A 15,806-nucleotide genomic window follows, 5' to 3' on the forward strand; every position below is an offset into this window, starting at 1 on the left:
GGACTTTCGGCTATTGCTCATTCGTCGGTCACCACCTCGGCATCGGCCACAGGCTCACGTGGAGCACGCACATCCGCGGTATTGAACACGATTCGCTGCTCGGTCTCGGTGTCGCGCTTGCCCGAGATGATTTCTCGCGCGTCTCGGCGCTCATCCCAGCCGGAAAGGTCGAGAAGAACGCCGCGGCGGTTGCGGTAGGCGAGCAGGCCGACGTTCTGTGGCATCCGACGGATCTCGTCAACAGACATCAGCGGCAGCCGCTCATGGTGCTCGCTCGTAGAGTGGCCGGCCTCGCGGGACGACCACGATCGCTGGGTGCTGCGGGTACGGCGGTTTCCCAGCAGTGCCTCGACGTCGCGAAGGTGGTCGACGTGCGATGCGCCGCCGAGGAGGACCTTCGCGGTGGCTGCCGCCCAGATCGTGTCGGCCTCCGCGCGCGACCACGACGTCTCGGCCTGGGACAGCGCCTGCAGGACGACGAACGTACAGATCCCGCGTCCGCCGCCATCGGCCATGATCCGCGGCAGGTTGCCCCAGCGGAACATGTTGACGATCTCGTCGAGAATGAGCCCGAGTGGGTGGGTCAGACGTGATCCGGGGCTGGCGAGTGCGCGGATGCGGGCCACCTCGACGATGTCATCGAGCATGGCGCCGAGGAATCCGCCCATCGCTGACGCGCCCGACGCCGAGCCGATGAGATACAGCGTGTTGGCAGCATCCAAGAACTCGCGTGGGTCGAAGATCCGGTCACCCGGGCGGGGCATGAGCGTCTCGCGGATCTGGGGGACCGCGAGCGGTGCGACGGCGTTGCTCACGCCGAACCAGATCGACGACACCAGCTTGTCGTCTCCCGCGAGAGTCGCTTCGAGATTGTCGCCCCAGCCTGGAGCGCCGTCGGCTCGCAGGACGTCGACTGCAGCCTGACGAGCGACCACGGGGCTCGTGCCCCAGTTGTAGAGGTCGGCGACCGACCGATTTCCGACCGCCGCGGCATGGAGCAGCCGACCCAGCACGACGCCCGAGGCCTGAGCCCATTCGGCATTGGTCGTGGAAGCGCCGAGGGCTGTGCCCGTGATGATCGCCGCGCCGCGCTGCATCGCGACGAGGGGATCTTCACAGCCGGCAATCGGCGAGACCCGGAGCGGATGCCGCACGCCGGAGAGCCCCTGTGGATCGAAGACATGCACGTCGCCACGACGCTCACGCATGCGCAGTGTCGCGGTCAGGTTGTCGTTGGTCGTCGAGGTCGTGATGAGCGGACCGGACCAGTCGAGGATCGCCGAGATCAGGACGCGGTAGCCCTTGCCGGATCGCGGCGGCCCCTCAAGCGCGACCGAGTCCTCGATCGAGACGAAGACATCCATGCTCCTCGAGCGGCCGACGCGCCATCCGACATCCGTCGGACGCGGGCGCGTGACGTCCGGACGAAGCTGACGCGCACGGCGAAGCACCGCCTTCGCCGAAATGTGCTTGCGGATCTCGGATGCCTCGCCGAATCCCGGGCGGGAGCGCAGATCAGCGACGAACGCGGCGTCCGACTGGCGATAACGGCCGTACGCCATGACCCCCGCCACGGCCGCTGCGGCGACCAGGAGGATCACGACGAGATCCAGGATCCGGATCGGGATGACGGGAAGGTCGCATCCCTCGGGGGCGATGTACGACGCGGGGTCGCCGCTGATCGCGAGCCACAATCCCGAGAAGAGATTGCGTGCTCGGGGGCGGGCGTCGCAGGCGAGCTGCGTCACCGCTTCGGTGATGAACGACAACACGAGGCTGAGTACCACCCCTATGGCGATCACCACCGCGATGGCTTTGCCGAGCATCTCTTCATTCATGACTGTCCCTGAAGTCCTTGCGCGACTGCTGCCGCCACGCGCACCCAGGCGTCTCGCGTCATCGGCCGCAGACCGTCGAGCCGAAGGGCTCCCGATTTGAGTGCCGGATCGAACGGAACCAACTCGACCGCACGCACTTGGTCGGCGAATCCGCGGACGATGCCAGAAGTACGACTGACGGATGCCGGTTCCTGCTGGGTCACGACGACCACGGCGTGGTCGGCGAGGTAGCGCGAGCGCTCGTCGCGCTTGCGCAGCGCATCGAGCAGCAGCGCCGCCGACTCAGCGGACTCCGGCGCCGTGATCGTGGGAATGACCAGCTGATACGCGGAGTCGATCATCCGCAGCCAACGGTCGGCCGATTCATCGTTGCCGGAGTCGAAGACGACGATCCGGTAGTAGCGAGCAGCGACCCGCATGAGGAGGTCGAACTCGGCCTGAGCGATGCGCTGATCGGTCGCCAAGAGCTCCGGGTTCGACCGCAGGACGTCGTAGCGATCGACGCTCTGGTGGTGAACGAAGCGAGTGATGTCGGACACGGATGCTGTCGGGGCAAGAAGCTCGCCGGCGGCGGGGAGAAGGTCGCGGATGGTCGTGTCGTACAACCCCTGTTCGGTACGCCAGCCGAGCGTGCCGCGTGTGTCGTTGTTGTCCCAGGCCAGCACGTTCCCGCCGCCGTATCGGGCGAAGATCGCCGCGATCATCGCGGTCGTCATCGTCTTTCCGACGCCACCCTTGCCGTTGACGACGGCGATCGTGCGGCATCCCGCCCACTGCTGGGAGACGAGACGCGCGTTCTCCGCCCGGGCCGCCTGTCCGCGAGAAGGCTTGATCGGGATGCCGACGCGTGCCAGCAGTCCGCGCCACCCGGTCTGGGGGAGTGCCGCCTTTCGTGGCCCGGCGATGAAGGAGGTGCGAGAGCGAGGCTCCGGGGCAGGGCTGGACTGCGAGGAACTCTGCTCCGGAGCCTGTTCGCTCACCTCCTTTCCCTTTTGCGATGGGTCGGTGAGGTCGGCAGGCCAAGGAGCGGCGGAGACGAGACCGGTTGCCTCGATCAGCAGGCGATGTTCGCCCCGGTCTCCGGAGGTGACGAGTTCGACCGGGATGCCGCAGCGCTGCGCTTCCGTGATGGCACGCTGAACGATCAGATCGCGGATGTCTTCGTCGGTGCCGGCTGCGATCGGTTCGGTGCGGCCGTCGGGCGATGTGAAGGTGGCGATCGGGCCGCTCACCGAGGCGTGAGCCCGCGGCCGCGTGTCGAGTGTCATCACTGGGCCTCCTTTCGTGTCGAGGTCAGCCAGCCGTCGAGGCTGTTGTCTGCGGAGTCGGGCCAAAGGCGGTCGAGCTCCGCCGAGTCGACGAAATGGAGGTCTGTGTCTTGCCGGGCGTGCGGCTCCATGGCGTCATCCGTCTTGAACAGCTTGTACTCCCAGTCAGTCGACGTCGCGAAGCAGTCCACGACGTAGGAGTGCTGGCCCACGTAGGCGAGGAAGACGCCCATCCGCAGCCGACGGGCATCGTCCACGTGCGTCGCCGGGATGTTGAGGCGTTGGCGGAGACTCGAAGACTCCTGATGGTTCACGCGGAAGATGAACTTGTTCTCGATGTCGCCGACGATCGAGTAAGCGAGATTGCGCTCCTTCGAGTCGGCATCGCCGACAGCATCCAGATCGCCCATCTTGTGGAGGATGATGATGTTGCTGATGCCGTAATGGCGCGAGAGCTTCAGCCACTGCTGGAACATCTGCAGGGACGCGAGGGAAGTCATGTCGCGCCATCCTTCTTCTCTGATCAGGTAGCGGGTGCGACGAGCCGACCGATCTGAGACCACAGCCTGGATCCAGGCGGTGGTGCAGACCTGCGTGAGCTGCGCCACGAGCTCACTGCGCGCGAAGAGCTCGGATGTGTCGACGACGACGATCGGAGCCTCCGCGTCGAAGGCCACCGTGGAGTCGTCCTCGAAGAGCCCGGACAGGTCACCCTCGACGAATCGTCGGAGCACGAACCGCGGCTGGACGGCGCCGTCGGACAGGCGGAAATCCGTGCCCGCATCGGCGACGATGCTTCCAAGCTCTTCGTAGACCCCGCGGAGAGTGGGCCGATCTGCCGTAGCGGCGATGCACCGTGCGAGCGCCTCGTGGATCGCGGCGTGCTCTACTGCTGTCAGACGCGTGCCGCCGAGAGCCATCTCGACGAGCGAGACGAGTGTGGTGATGCGCCGCTGTCGCACGATCTTCTCGTCCTGCTCGTCGTCGGCGTCGATGCGACGGGGCCCCCGGTCCAGCGGATTGAGGCGCGCGGCGCTGCCGCCGCCGATGCGGATGACGACACCGCCGGGGATCGCCTCGGCGACGGCCACCCATTCGCCCTTGGGATCGGACGGCACCACTGCTTGGTGTCCGAACGCGATTGAGCGCGTCACGAGAGTCTTGACGGTGCCGCTCTTGCCGGCCCGATACGCGCCGAGCACGAGCAGATTCGTCGAGAAGGTGCCGCGGCTCGTTGCATCGGCGTACGCCTCCCAGGGCGAGAAGTGCCAGAGCGCATCGGCGTTGAGGTCAACGCCGAGAATCGGACCCCTGTGGCCGAGACCCGCGTCTGCGATGAAGGGATAGATGCCTGCGATCTGTCGCGAGGTCGCTTGGTGGGCGGCAAGAGAGGGGCGCGCGAGGTTCCAGTAGCCGCCCTCCGCAAGCCCAGGGCCGAAGGGACCGGGCACGACCGCGCCCGGCATCGCGTTCTCTCGACGTGTGATCCGGGTGGGGCGCGACTCCCGGGTCGACGTCGCGACAGCCCGTCGGAGCTCGCGTCGTTCGCGCTTGGAGAGGTCCTCGGGTTCGAAGACTGCAGCGTGGCGGGTCATCACTTCATCCCCAGTCCGACGGGCAGCGCGTTCACCATGAGCGCCTCCGCCTGCTGGCAGTAGAGGATCTGGGGCTCCATCCCCGCACGCGCGAGCGCGTTGCGCATGCCCGCGATGGCTTCGTCGAGCTTCGCCTCGTCGGGGGCGGTCACGGTGAGATACGCCCCGTACCGGAACTCGCCGTGTCCCGCCACGATCTCCTCCTCCTGCCGCTCGAGCGCCTCCCAGTCCGCGGCGTCTGCCGCAGACCCGTCCGCGCCGCGTTTCGCCCGGAGCTTCTCGTTCCCTCGCCAGACCTTCTTGTCGTCCTCAATGCGCTTCATCGCCTTCTTCACCGACACGGGTGTGAGGACAATCGAGAAGATGTGGGTGATCGCTTCGCCGGTGGACGGCATCCTGGCGAAGACGATCGGTTCGACAAAGCCCACCGCCGCGTCCGACCGGGGCCACTCGTGAATCCACATCGTGGTGTGCACACCGGAGTCGCTGTAGACGATGCCGTTCTTGCCTCGAGGCTCTTCGAGGTACGTCGGTCCGATCGCGGCGGGATCAACCCCTGACCGGTCGTCCGGTCGGTTCTGCACGTTGGCAGCGAACTCGGGGTCGAAGGCAATCCTCGTGAGTGCCGCGATGTCGCGCGGCGACAGCCACCGGCGCACAGTGATCCGCGATGCGCGGAGGGCGTCTGCGAGATTGCGCGCCTCGAGCGCAGCAAGCGACTTCACGGCACGTTCGCCGCCACCGAGCGCCTTCAGCTGAGGACCGAGCGCGATCAGATCCAGCGTGAATGTCAGGTAGTTGCGGTGCGACACCGCGAACCGCTCCGAGCGATCCATCACGCGCTCGTAGTTCCGATTCACGGGGGATGCGGCATCCGCACTGCGGCGCAGCACAACGCCCTCATAGTGATCGCGCGCCGCACGGATCGTGGTCGGGATCGTGCGTTCCTGCAGGACCGCGCGTTTGATGCCGGGTCGCTGCGTGAACGACGCCAGCACTGGCGACCACTGCTGCGCCAGATCGAAGCGCTCCGGGATGTCCTTCATGAGGAAGCCCTCGACCTCGACCTCAGCCGTTACGGAGACGGAGCGGTCGTGCGGGTTGTAGACGCATGCGACGCCTTCGACGTCCCACAGCTGCACCGATGCGCGGATGCCCGGGATGTTGAGCGTGCCCGCGATGTGAGATCGCTCGGGGCGGAAGTGATGCCGGGTGGCGCCGGTGGCGTGGCGGAGCTGCTTCATGAGCCACAGCCCGACCTGCCGGGGCGCGGAGTCGCCGTGCACCGTCACGAAGGCGAAAGCGCCGACCGGGAGGTAGAGGGGTGCCGCGTAGAGCAGCCCAGGAGGGCCGAACCTGTTGACCGCGACCAGCACCACAATTGCGGCGAAGGCGACGCAGGTGAGCTGCCACGGGTCCATTCCCATCACGACGCCCTGGCGTGAGCGACGGGGGAGTCGGACGGGGCGGGCGACATCCGGAGTGGTCATCAGGCAGTCCTCTCAGTGCGCCGCGCCGGGGGCGAGCCCACTGGTGCTTGGCCAGCGGTCGGTGGAGCGGCAGAAGTCGGTGACGGACTCGAAGGGCGCGACGGTCCTGGGGTCGCGGGACCGGTGGGGCCGGCCGGGCCACGAGTGGGACCTCCGCTCGAGGATCCGCCCGCACTTGCCGGGCCGCCGGCCGACCCGGCTTTCGGCGAACCCGACCGAACGCCGGCGGGAGTGGCGCCGATTCTGCTGGGGATACGGGATGCCGATCGGGCAGCGCCGGACGCGGCTTGACGTGCGCCAGAGCCGACCCGCGATCCGACCGAGTCGGCAGCCACCGCGCCGACGAAGCTGAAGAGACCGAACACGGCGAACGGCGCGAAGGCGACGAGCACGAGGCCTACAAGGAGTGGCCACGACTGCGGGTCCCAGATCGTCCGCACGGCGGCGAGGCCGTTGACGATGAGGGTCACGAATCCGATCGTCAAGGGACCGGTCAGCAGGAGAACCACGACTGCCGACACGTAGCGCACCACCCACTGCGGCCCTACGGCGCGAACGGGGTATAGCATCCACGCGATCGGTCCGACTGCGATGAGGGCGGCGAGCACGATGTTGCGGAATGCGAACACGAGCATCAGGAGCAGCATCCCGATCATGAGCAGTCCGTGGAGGACGAAGGCGAAGAAGTAGTTCGCGTGCCCGCCGGCCCACATGACGGACTGCAACGTCGCGAAGAGGGCGTCGGGGCCCTCACGATTCATCACGTACCAGGTCAGGTCGTCGATCGCGTTCAGTAGATGCCCGGTCGCCCACAAGGTGATCGCCGTCGCGGGAAACGCGATGAAGCTGCGGACTATCGCCCCGACGAGTTCGGAGCGATCACCCGAGACGATCGCGGCGGCGATCGCCCAGACCATCGCCCCGAAGAGGACGGCGAGGATCGCCCACTGCCAGAACGACCATTCACTCGTCGCGGCGGTCCACAGGGTCGACGAGGTGTCGAATCTCATGTTCTGCGCGACCGCGAACATGATCGAGGTCGCCGAGAGCGCCATGCCTCGACCCGCGTTCTCGAACGTCACGCACACGACGTCACCGATCGAGCACCCATACTCGACGAGGAGCGGCTTGCCCCCACTGGTTTTGATCGCCGCGACGTGATCTTCATAAGTCGTGCAGACCGTGGCCTTGGCGCCGTCGACGAAGACGTTGATGAAGCACTGCTGCGGTTCGACATCCGCGGTGTTCTGAGGGGTGCAGGTGACTTGGGAGCCTGCGCGAAGGCAGTCCACCGGGTAGGCGGGCGAGGACCACGGCTCTCCCGTCACCGCGGCGGCACCGTCCGCTGGCGGAACCGCCGCGCTCGCAGCCTGCGCCGGCGCGAGCGCACCCAGTGCAAATCCGATGCCCACGAGGCATCCGACGAGCAACATGCGTGGTCTGGTCATCAGAAGCCGAAGTCGAAGTTGACGAACCAGCTGAACAAGCCGCTCGCGGCGCCGAGCACGGCCGCGGCGATGAAGATCCACAGGATGTTCTCGCCTGCCCACGTGCGCACGCGATCGGAGGCCAGCCCTCGGAACGCCAGTGCCGCGCCCGCGATGATCAGCATGATCAGGACGACGATCATCGCCCCCGCGAGGATGTAGGACGCGACGACCTGGAAGCCCTGGAAGAACGGCGCCGTGAAGTCCGGCTGGATGTCCGGGACGTCGACGTCGGCCGGTCTCGTCTGTGTGGATCGCATGATGTGCTCCCTTGTTGCGTGTCACTTGAGCGGGAGGCCGCGTGCGGCCATGAACGGTTGCGGATCGATCGGTGTGCCGGCTTGGCGCACCTCGTAGTGCAGGTGGCATCCAAACGACTTGCCCGTGTTGCCCTCGGCGCCGAGCGGGACTCCGGCGACTACCTGATCGCCGACGCCGACGAGCAGCGAGTTCCACTGCATGTGGCCGTACAGGGTGACAAGACCGTCGCCGTGGTCAATCCGGACTGCGTTGCCGTACCCCTGGTAGGTCCCAGCGGTGATCACTCGACCGGGGCCGGCGGCATAGACCGCGGCTCCGCACCCCTGCGCCATGTCGTAGCCCTGGTGGTCGGTCGAGCAATAGCTGCATCCGAGCACCGGGTTGTAGCCGAAGCCACGACCCTTGAAGTAGTCGCCGGCCAGCGGATATCCCCAGTCGCCCTTGGCCGCGGGAGCCGACGGCTTGCCCCCGTCAGCAGCGATCGATTGACCCGCGACTGCGAAGGGGATCGCAAGCAGCGGCGTGAGAATCAGCACGCCGGCGAGCGCGATGATGAGGAGCGTCCCGATCGCGATCTTGCGGCCGATCCTCGTATTCGCGAGGGCTGCAACGGCCGCGACCGGGACACCCATGTCAGGGCTCCAGTGACCCCGAGAAGTAGCGGACCACCTTGCAGTCGCCGGGTTGCTGAGCGCTGTCGGGCGTAGGGATCGATCCCTCGCCGCAGAGCACCTGGACGCTCACGCGCACGGTCTCGTCATATGAGCTTTCCTTACCGCTGGCCTCGGCCCGCGTGTAGGTGAGGATGACGTCGGCGGTCCCGATCGTCATGTCGCCCGACGTGTCGTCGGGAACATCGCTGTAGGTGATGTCGCCTCGCACCGCGGCGACGACCCGGCCGTCTTCGTTGGCGAGCGAGTTCCACTCGTCCTCCGGCAAGACGACGCCTTGACGCAGCTCGAGCTGCGATGCGCGCATGTCGTCCTCGCGATCCTGTGCTGACGTGTAGCGCGTATCGGGGGTGAACCACGTGTCGAGGTAGCTCAGCCACTCGTTGCGTGTGCTCTTCTGGGTGTCGAACGTGGAGGCTGCGGCCAGCGCTGCGCGGATGTAAGGGTCTGGGTCGGTGGTGATCGGTTCGGGGATCCACCCGTTCTCCGTCGCGCTCTCGTCGACGACCGCCTGGCTGGGGGAGCTGGCCTGGGTTGTCGTGGAGCTCGGGTCGGGTGCTGGCTCGCTCGTCCTGGTCGGGGTGGGTGATTGGCCGAAGAGCCCACTGGCCAGGATCGCGATAATCGCGATCGCGAGCACTCCGGCTCCGAGGACTGCCCAGATCACGCCTCGTCGGCTGCGCTTGCCGGTAGCCATCATTGGGTGCCTCCCTGAATCGTCAGGACGGAGTCAACACCCAGCGAGAAGGACGCGCACGGCAATTGACGTCGGGCTGAGGAGTCCGACCACCCCCGCACTGTCGCAATCGCTTCCCTTGACATAAGCGAAGCATATAGCGCTACGCTAGACATGTGAAGCATTTTTTGCTTCTGTTTTCTGGACGAGTGAATCGGGCCTGAGACAGACTGGACTTGTGCCCCGCTACACCCGCCCCGCGAACAGTGAGTACGCGGAGGATCCCATCAACGCTCTCGGGAACATCATGCAGGCGACCATCATCGGCCACCTGCGGAAGCATCCCGCCCAGACCAGGCTCGAGATCGCCGAAGCTCTCGAGATCCCGAAAATGACCGTGGCCAACGGGCTGGAGAAGCTGCTCGACGCGGGCTTGATCATCGCGGATCCTCCGCGCGATGTCGCGATCCGCGGGCAGCGGATTCGGTACTCGGTCGATGACGCCCAGGTCACCGAGATGGTCATGCGGCTGAATCAGGTGCTGGGGGAGTTCTAGCCCGCCTGCCCGGTGCGCGCTGACCGCACGTGATGTCTCCCGGGACGATGTGCGGCGAGCCGAGCCTGCGTATTCCAGCAGTCCTGCTCGCGCGGATGCGTACATAGAGCGATGTTACCTCTGCCTGTGCGCAATTAGGCAAGAGTTTGACTCAGTCTGCGCGATAACCTGTTTCCGTGGGTAGACGTTCACTCGGTGAGGCTGGCGCATGGTCGATGGATCTTGTGCGAGCCGTCTCGACTCTGCGGGACGCTGCCGGGATGACGAACCAGGAGCTCATTGAGCGCTCGGGCATGTCTTCGAGCTACTACTACGCACGTCTGCGGGGTGCCGCGCCGTTCGATGCAAACGACATCGAGAACATCGCGCGTGCGCTCGGGACCCACCCGCATGAGATATCTCGAGTTGCCGCTGTAGCCGGTGCGCGCGACGACCTCGAACCCATGGTGCAAACTCGACCCGCTGAGCTGGGCCGGCGACTCGCCGCCGTGGCGGGCGCGCCTCGCGCCGATGGGACCCCGTTCGATGTCGGCGCACTGATGACGCAGCTGTCTGAACGCGGCGTCTCCCTCGAAGCCGATGAGTGGTCCGCGCTCCTCGCGGGTAGGGCTGGCGACTCTGTGCGCGTCCGAGTGCTCGAGGGTGTGTGTGAGTACACGGCAATCTCATCGAGCTATCTCGTGGATCTCGAGGACGAGGATGCTGTCGAGGCGGCAGAAGCCAACCTCGAGTTCCGCGAGGCGCTGAAGATCTCTGGTGCGGACTCCATATCGGCGCGCGCCGTTGGCGAAGTCTCTCCTGCAGCGTTGCGCGCAATCGCGCAGTCGTTGCGATCAATCTCTGCGCAATAAAACACTCGGCCGCCCTCGACTGCGCATGCGCGTACAGTGGAGGAGTCGGGCGAGCGCTTCGCAGGCGAGGCGGTCGGAGGACGGACTGCCATGACCTACACCGCTTCTCGGAACCAGCAAGAGCTACGAAGTCGCGCCAACGCGCAGATCGAGCGGCTGAACCTCCCCACGGATGTCGAACTCGCCGACATCGTCGAGCGGGTTGCGCTTGCCACCGGTCGGCAGATAGAGATTGAGCCCGTCGGCGATCGCGACTGGGAGAACGTCACAGGACTTGTGCTGCTGACTCCCGACTCCGCGAAGATCCTGGTGCGGAAGTCCGATCCGCGGTGGTATCAGTTCCACACCGTCCTGCATGAGCTCTCGCATGTGGTGTTCGGGCACGCCGGCTGCGCGACGCTTCCGCTCAAGCATCCGGGTCGTCATCATGTGCGCGCGGGACAGACTGTGCTCGCGCGAGGCATCGTGACGCCAGACTTCGAGGCCGACCTCGACTTCAACGACCCGGAGTTGGTGAAGGAGGCGGAGGCAGAGAAGCTCTCGCAGATGCTTTCTCGGCTCGTGCTGCGGCCCCGCCACGGTCGCGACGAGGCGGTGTTCGGCTGATGACGGTGCGCATCGAGACTGTCGCGTTTCTTGCGTTGCTGATCCTCACGCTGCTTCGGCTGCCTTCAGCGATACGAGAGCCATCGAGCCGTCTCACCTGGATCGCCACCATCACGGGCCTCGGTGCGATCTTCATGGTGGGTGTCGTCGTGCCGCTCCCCGTCATCGACGGATGGATGGGCGGCGCGAACGTCGTCAACCTCATCCAGAACCTGCTGGCGACGACTGCGTTCTGGTTCGTGATGCAGGCGGCGCGGACTCTCGACGGGACCCGATTCCATCCGCGCAGTCTCTGGGAACTGCCCGCGATGTATCTCTCGTTCGCGGTCCCGTTCTTCTTGATCGCCCACCGCGGCGGGACCTCCGATGACTTCATCAAGGAGAACGCTGCGCAGTTGGGCCTCTGGGCCTACGCGTCGATCTACATGATCTGGGTCATCGTCATCATGACTCGCATGCTCATCGGAATCCGTGGGCGCCAACCCCGCCCCTACGTGCTCATCCGGGTTGGTGCATGGGCGATCCTGCTGGCCAGCTTGATCGAGATTGCCTATCTGACGTTGCGGGTCGCTCGGCAGGGTCGAACGGCGCCGGTCGAGTTCGTCGGCAGTCTGTTCGTCATCCCGTTCTACGGGGGTGTCGTACTGGTCTGCGCGGGCATCATGGCGATCGCGATCGTGAGAGCCAGTCGGAGGCCGATGAATGCTGCTCTCAGTCGGCTGCTGAAGCGTGCGAACGTCGACCGCGGCATGACTCTGACCGCGATCCCGGACGAGGATCCGGTGCATGAGGCGTACCGGCTCGCAGTGCGGCTCACCGACATTGCGAACAGTGAGCCGATGAGCCGGCGGGAACGCGTTCTCCTGCGCGCCACGGCGCAGCTCCTCGACCGGCAGATGAGGGCGCCGGCCGTGGTCAGGATGACGAGCGTCGACCCGAAGGCGGTCACCGCGTGATTCCTGCCATCATCGTGGCCGCCGCGCTGGCGATGGTGCTTGCACCCATCGCCTTGCTGATCCGCGCCCTGGCTCTGCGGGTGGTAGGCGTCAGGCCTCGTCGCAAGGTGATCACCGCACGTCGCGTCGGCGAGACCATCGAGCTGCCCGAGACCCCGCTCACCGCGGTGCCCGGGAACTACGGGCTTTGGTTCGGTCAGGAATTCGAGCACCACGCACTCGTTGGAGCGGTGGTGCGATCGGACGGGCAGCACGTTGTCCGTCGCCTGGTGAAGTCAACCACGCCGGTGCCGACAGAGGCATTCGATGCACAGTGGACCGGGCACGTGATGAGTAGCCCGGCGGAGATCGATCCCAACTGGGAAGACGTCACGGTGCCGCTTCGGGATGGCACCTCCGCGCCGGCTTGGCTGTTCCGAGCCGCGGGCCAGGGCAAGCCGTGGGTGATCCATGTCCAAGGTATCCGGACGTCGCGACTGGTGACACTTCGCTCGGTCGCGGTCGCGCGAGATGCGGGACTGACATCGCTCGTCATCACCTATCGCGGCGCGGGAGACGGGCCGGCTGCGCCGGTTTCCTACCTCGGTCAGCGCGAATGGACCGATCTCGCCGATGCCATCGCCTACGCGAGATCGCAGGGCGCTCCCGCCGTGTACGTCGTGGCCTGGTCGATGGGCGCCGGTGTCGCGCTCGAGTTGCTCCGGCACCAGCCAACAGCCATTGACCGACTCGCATTGGTGGCTCCAGCAACGAACTGGCGACGCATCGTCACGCAGGGCGTCGCCCGCGCGGGGCTGCCGAGGTTTCTGGCGCGCATCGTGATTTGGGTTCTCGAGTCTCCGGTTGCGAGCAAGATGATCGGGCTGCGGAGCCCGATCGACTTCGATCGGCTCGATTGGACTCACGACCACACCGTGAACCTCCCGACGCTCGTGCTGCACTCCGCGGGTGACGAGGAGATTCCGTTCGAGCTCACGACGGACTTTGCTAGAGGAAAAGGAAACGTCTCCGTCGTGGAGACCGCTAAAGCACAACACGGCTGGGAGGCGAACGCTGACCCTGACGTCTTCAGGACCGCGCTGACATCGTGGTTTCGATCGCGCGAACCCGAGTGGTCCCCGTGATGAGCCGAGTCTGCCAACCCTGAAGAGCTCGTGGTCGACGTGCGCGCGGGCTCGATCTGAGCCGCTGGTGAGAATCAGGGACCTGCCCGAACGGTCCCGCGCCTCGGCGACACCGAGCGGTGCCGCTACTTCCCGATCAACCCCGCGCGAATCTGCTTATCGATGGCGTCGCGCAGCCTGCGGACGCCTTCGAGCTGCCAGTTGTCCGGGTCAGGGAACTCCCACTCGATCAGCCGCCCCGCCACCGGTGCCGGGAGGCTCAGCCCCGGCTTCATAGTGACCACGATGTCTGCCGCCGCCAGATCCTCTGCCGTCACCGCGCGCGGCTTTGCGGCGGAAGTGTCGATGCCGAGTTCGCCGAGCGCTTCAGCGACGACGGGATTGATCTCATCAGCAGCGTTGAGGCCTGCCGAGACGGCTCTGTACCTGTCGGGTGCGATGTGGTTGAGCAGGTGAGCGGCCAGTTGGGAGCGGCCGGCGTTGTGCTGGCAGATGAACAGTACGGTGGTCGAGGTCATGGCGTTGCCACCGGGAGCGGGGCGTGTGCGCTCGACCATGACTGTGCGGCTGCCTGGACGGCGTCCCATGGGGAGCCGAGCGGCGGGGTGTAGGAGAGGTCGAGGTCGCTAATCTGGTCGACGGTGAGGCCGGCGAACAGGGCGGTGGCGTACGTGTCTACACGCTTGGCGGTCTCAGTCCCGAGGCGTCCGACAAGCTGGGCGCCGAGGAGTCGGCCGCTGTCCGTGTCGCCGGTGAGCCGAACCGTGATGGGCTGCGCGCCGGGGTAGTAGCGTTTGTGGTCGTCGGCGATCGTCTGTGTCGTGGATGCTGTATATCCCGCGCCGATGGCTTCGTGCTCGCGGAGCCCGGTGCGGGCGGCGACGAGGTCGAAGACCTTGACGACCTGGGTGCCGACGGAGCCGGCGAAGCGGGCTGATCCACCGACGGCGTTCTCGCCGGCTACGCGTCCCTGCTTGTGCGAGGTCGTGCCCAGCGGAAGGTAGGTGACCCCGAGGAGGCGGTGATGGGTGACGACCCCGTCGCCGGCGGCGAAGACGTGGGGCAGTCCGGTGCGCATGTGCTCGTCAACGACAACCGCGCGTCCAGAGCCGAGGGTGGCGCCGGCGTCCTCGAGGAGCTGGGTGTTGGGCCGCACCCCGACGACCGCGAGCACGAGGTCTGCGGCGTGGGTGACCGTCTCGCCATTGGTCTGGGCGTGGACCAGCAGGCCGGCATCCGTCTTCTCCACGGAGGTGACGGTGGTGTTGAGATGTACCTCGATGCCGTGCCGGGTGACCTCCTCACGGATGAGGGATCCGAGGTCCGGGTCGAGGGTCGACAGTACCTCGGGTCCACGCTGCAACTGCGTGACGCGGATGCCGCGGCCAGCGAACCCCTCGGCCATCTCGAGTCCGACGTAGCCGGCGCCGATGATGATGGCGTTGCGCGGGTCGCGCTGGTCGAGGTGCGCGTCGAGAGCGAAGGTGTCGCCCATGGAGTGCAGCACGTGCACGCCATCGTCAGGACCGAGATCAGCGAGACCCGCGATCCCCGCAAATGCCGGAAGCGCGCCGGTGCCCACGACGAGTTCGTCGTAGGGGAGTTCCGACTCTTCGCCGCGTTCGTCGCGGATGGTGAGGCGCCGCCCTGCGACATCGATCCGGGTCGCGAGGCTGTTGAGGCGCAGCTGCATCCCGGTCGCTTCCAGGTCGGCGTGGCTGCGGTGGGCGAGGGACTGCCAGGGGCTGACGTCGCCGGAGAAGTAGTACGGGATGCCGCAGATGGAGTAGTTCGGGTACGCGTCGGCGACCACGACAGTTACGTCGGCGGACGAGTCGAGCTCGCGGGCGCGCAGTGCGGCGGAGATTCCCGCGTCACTGCCGCCGATGGCGACGAGGTGCATGGTTCGGTCCTTGGGTCTGTGGGCGGGGATCAGCCGGTGAGGGTGCTGAGTTCGTCTTGGGCGGTCGTGGTCTGGTCGTCGGTGAGGGGCGCACGACCGAGTGTCATGGTCGCGCCGCCGGCTCGGGGAGCAGTTCGTCGAGCAGAGCTTCAACGCGGGCGCGGATCTCGTCGCGGATGGGCCGGACGGTCGCGATGTCCTGCCCGGCCGGGTCGTCGAGCACCCAGTCTTCGTATCGCTTGCCAGGGAAGATCGGGCACGCGTCTCCACACCCCATCGTGATCACCACGTCGGACTCGCGGACCGCGTCCACGGTGAGGATCTTCGGCACCTGGTCGGTGATGTCGATGCCCTCTTCGGCCATCGCCGCGACGGCGACCGGGTTGATCTGGTCCTTGGGTGCGGAGCCAGCGGAGAGCACGTCGACACGCCCTGCGCCGAGCTCGCGGAGGTAGCCGGCGGCCATTTGGGAGCGTCCGGCGTTGTGCACGCAGACGAACAGAACAGTTGGGGTGTCGGCCATG

General features: G+C 66.5%; 16 protein-coding genes. 5 read left to right on the top strand and 11 right to left on the bottom strand.

The annotated features are described in order from the left end of the window. Positions 1 to 17 precede the first annotated feature (17 nt). From ACH3VR_RS14125 to ACH3VR_RS14160, 8 genes are read right to left on the bottom strand one after another with little or no spacing between them, the layout of a single operon-like run. The gene (locus tag ACH3VR_RS14125; protein ID WP_397556946.1) at positions 18 to 1,838 is read right to left on the bottom strand and encodes a type IV secretory system conjugative DNA transfer family protein; all 1,821 of its coding nucleotides are present in this window, start codon (positions 1,836 to 1,838) and stop codon (positions 18 to 20) included. Continuing rightward, entirely contained in the window at positions 1,835 to 3,106 is a 1,272-nt protein-coding gene (locus ACH3VR_RS14130; RefSeq protein ID WP_397556947.1) for a ParA family protein, read from the bottom strand. The genes ACH3VR_RS14125 and ACH3VR_RS14130 overlap by 4 nt, the downstream gene beginning before the upstream one ends. After that, complete coding sequence (locus ACH3VR_RS14135) at positions 3,106 to 4,701, bottom strand: hypothetical protein (RefSeq protein ID WP_397556948.1); 1,596 nt, start codon at positions 4,699 to 4,701, stop codon at positions 3,106 to 3,108. The genes ACH3VR_RS14130 and ACH3VR_RS14135 overlap by 1 nt, the downstream gene beginning before the upstream one ends. After that, on the bottom strand, positions 4,701 to 6,191 hold the full coding sequence (locus ACH3VR_RS14140; protein ID WP_397556949.1) for an SCO6880 family protein: 1,491 nt from the start codon (positions 6,189 to 6,191) through the stop codon (positions 4,701 to 4,703). The genes ACH3VR_RS14135 and ACH3VR_RS14140 overlap by 1 nt, the downstream gene beginning before the upstream one ends. Next, positions 6,191 to 7,639, bottom strand: coding sequence for a hypothetical protein (locus ACH3VR_RS14145; RefSeq protein WP_397556950.1), 1,449 nt, complete (start codon positions 7,637 to 7,639; stop codon positions 6,191 to 6,193). Before ACH3VR_RS14145 ends, ACH3VR_RS14140 begins: the two co-directional genes overlap by 1 nt. Further along, positions 7,639 to 7,938 (bottom strand): hypothetical protein, encoded by a 300-nt coding sequence (locus ACH3VR_RS14150; RefSeq protein WP_397556951.1) that lies wholly within the window; start codon positions 7,936 to 7,938, stop codon positions 7,639 to 7,641. Before ACH3VR_RS14150 ends, ACH3VR_RS14145 begins: the two co-directional genes overlap by 1 nt. A 21-nt stretch (positions 7,939 to 7,959) precedes the next feature. Next, positions 7,960 to 8,571, bottom strand: coding sequence for a M23 family metallopeptidase (locus ACH3VR_RS14155; RefSeq protein ID WP_397556952.1), 612 nt, complete (start codon positions 8,569 to 8,571; stop codon positions 7,960 to 7,962). A gap of 1 nt (position 8,572) precedes the next feature. Continuing rightward, complete coding sequence (locus ACH3VR_RS14160) at positions 8,573 to 9,310, bottom strand: hypothetical protein (protein ID WP_397556953.1); 738 nt, start codon at positions 9,308 to 9,310, stop codon at positions 8,573 to 8,575. A 214-nt stretch (positions 9,311 to 9,524) separates the two neighbouring features. On the opposite strand from ACH3VR_RS14160, the gene ACH3VR_RS14165 reads away from it, so the two are divergent. From ACH3VR_RS14165 to ACH3VR_RS14185, 5 genes are all read left to right on the top strand, one after another. Further along, positions 9,525 to 9,842 (top strand): hypothetical protein, encoded by a 318-nt coding sequence (locus tag ACH3VR_RS14165; RefSeq protein WP_397556954.1) that lies wholly within the window; start codon positions 9,525 to 9,527, stop codon positions 9,840 to 9,842. Between the two features lie 215 nt (positions 9,843 to 10,057). Next, positions 10,058 to 10,693 (top strand): helix-turn-helix domain-containing protein, encoded by a 636-nt coding sequence (locus tag ACH3VR_RS14170; RefSeq protein ID WP_397556994.1) that lies wholly within the window; start codon positions 10,058 to 10,060, stop codon positions 10,691 to 10,693. Between the two features lie 90 nt (positions 10,694 to 10,783). After that, entirely contained in the window at positions 10,784 to 11,299 is a 516-nt protein-coding gene (locus ACH3VR_RS14175; protein WP_397556955.1) for a hypothetical protein, read from the top strand. Continuing rightward, positions 11,299 to 12,255, top strand: a complete 957-nt coding sequence (locus ACH3VR_RS14180) for a hypothetical protein (protein ID WP_397556956.1) — start codon at positions 11,299 to 11,301, stop codon at positions 12,253 to 12,255. The genes ACH3VR_RS14175 and ACH3VR_RS14180 overlap by 1 nt, the downstream gene beginning before the upstream one ends. Beyond that, positions 12,252 to 13,379 (top strand): alpha/beta hydrolase family protein, encoded by a 1,128-nt coding sequence (locus tag ACH3VR_RS14185; RefSeq protein ID WP_397556957.1) that lies wholly within the window; start codon positions 12,252 to 12,254, stop codon positions 13,377 to 13,379. The genes ACH3VR_RS14180 and ACH3VR_RS14185 overlap by 4 nt, the downstream gene beginning before the upstream one ends. Before the next feature lie 125 nt (positions 13,380 to 13,504). On the opposite strand, the gene ACH3VR_RS14190 is transcribed toward ACH3VR_RS14185, so the two are convergent. The 3 genes from ACH3VR_RS14190 to ACH3VR_RS14200 form a co-directional block, all read right to left on the bottom strand. Continuing rightward, positions 13,505 to 13,897, bottom strand: coding sequence for an arsenate-mycothiol transferase ArsC (locus tag ACH3VR_RS14190; protein WP_397556958.1), 393 nt, complete (start codon positions 13,895 to 13,897; stop codon positions 13,505 to 13,507). Continuing rightward, on the bottom strand, positions 13,894 to 15,282 hold the full coding sequence (locus ACH3VR_RS14195; RefSeq protein ID WP_397556959.1) for an FAD-dependent oxidoreductase: 1,389 nt from the start codon (positions 15,280 to 15,282) through the stop codon (positions 13,894 to 13,896). Before ACH3VR_RS14195 ends, ACH3VR_RS14190 begins: the two co-directional genes overlap by 4 nt. Before the next feature lie 103 nt (positions 15,283 to 15,385). Beyond that, entirely contained in the window at positions 15,386 to 15,805 is a 420-nt protein-coding gene (locus ACH3VR_RS14200) for an arsenate reductase ArsC (RefSeq protein WP_397556995.1), read from the bottom strand. Position 15,806: the final 1 nt, after the last annotated feature.

The sequence above is a fragment of the Microbacterium alkaliflavum genome, assembly GCF_044325405.1.
GTDB classification, from domain to species: Bacteria; Actinomycetota; Actinomycetes; order Actinomycetales; family Microbacteriaceae; genus Microbacterium; species Microbacterium alkaliflavum.

Coding starts and splice junctions, on each gene's coding strand:
- ACH3VR_RS14195 (WP_397556959.1), bottom strand. CDS start 15,282: ATGCACCTCGTCGCCATCGGCGGCAGTGACGCGGGAATCTCCGCCGCA.
- ACH3VR_RS14190 (WP_397556958.1), bottom strand. CDS start 13,897: ATGACCTCGACCACCGTACTGTTCATCTGCCAGCACAACGCCGGCCGC.
- ACH3VR_RS14175 (WP_397556955.1), top strand. CDS start 10,784: ATGACCTACACCGCTTCTCGGAACCAGCAAGAGCTACGAAGTCGCGCC.
- ACH3VR_RS14135 (WP_397556948.1), bottom strand. CDS start 4,701: ATGACCCGCCACGCTGCAGTCTTCGAACCCGAGGACCTCTCCAAGCGC.
- ACH3VR_RS14180 (WP_397556956.1), top strand. CDS start 11,299: ATGACGGTGCGCATCGAGACTGTCGCGTTTCTTGCGTTGCTGATCCTC.
- ACH3VR_RS14170 (WP_397556994.1), top strand. CDS start 10,058: ATGGATCTTGTGCGAGCCGTCTCGACTCTGCGGGACGCTGCCGGGATG.
- ACH3VR_RS14145 (WP_397556950.1), bottom strand. CDS start 7,639: ATGACCAGACCACGCATGTTGCTCGTCGGATGCCTCGTGGGCATCGGA.
- ACH3VR_RS14160 (WP_397556953.1), bottom strand. CDS start 9,310: ATGATGGCTACCGGCAAGCGCAGCCGACGAGGCGTGATCTGGGCAGTC.
- ACH3VR_RS14125 (WP_397556946.1), bottom strand. CDS start 1,838: ATGAATGAAGAGATGCTCGGCAAAGCCATCGCGGTGGTGATCGCCATA.
- ACH3VR_RS14155 (WP_397556952.1), bottom strand. CDS start 8,571: ATGGGTGTCCCGGTCGCGGCCGTTGCAGCCCTCGCGAATACGAGGATC.
- ACH3VR_RS14130 (WP_397556947.1), bottom strand. CDS start 3,106: ATGACACTCGACACGCGGCCGCGGGCTCACGCCTCGGTGAGCGGCCCG.
- ACH3VR_RS14150 (WP_397556951.1), bottom strand. CDS start 7,938: ATGCGATCCACACAGACGAGACCGGCCGACGTCGACGTCCCGGACATC.
- ACH3VR_RS14140 (WP_397556949.1), bottom strand. CDS start 6,191: ATGACCACTCCGGATGTCGCCCGCCCCGTCCGACTCCCCCGTCGCTCA.
- ACH3VR_RS14200 (WP_397556995.1), bottom strand. CDS start 15,805: ATGGCCGACACCCCAACTGTTCTGTTCGTCTGCGTGCACAACGCCGGA.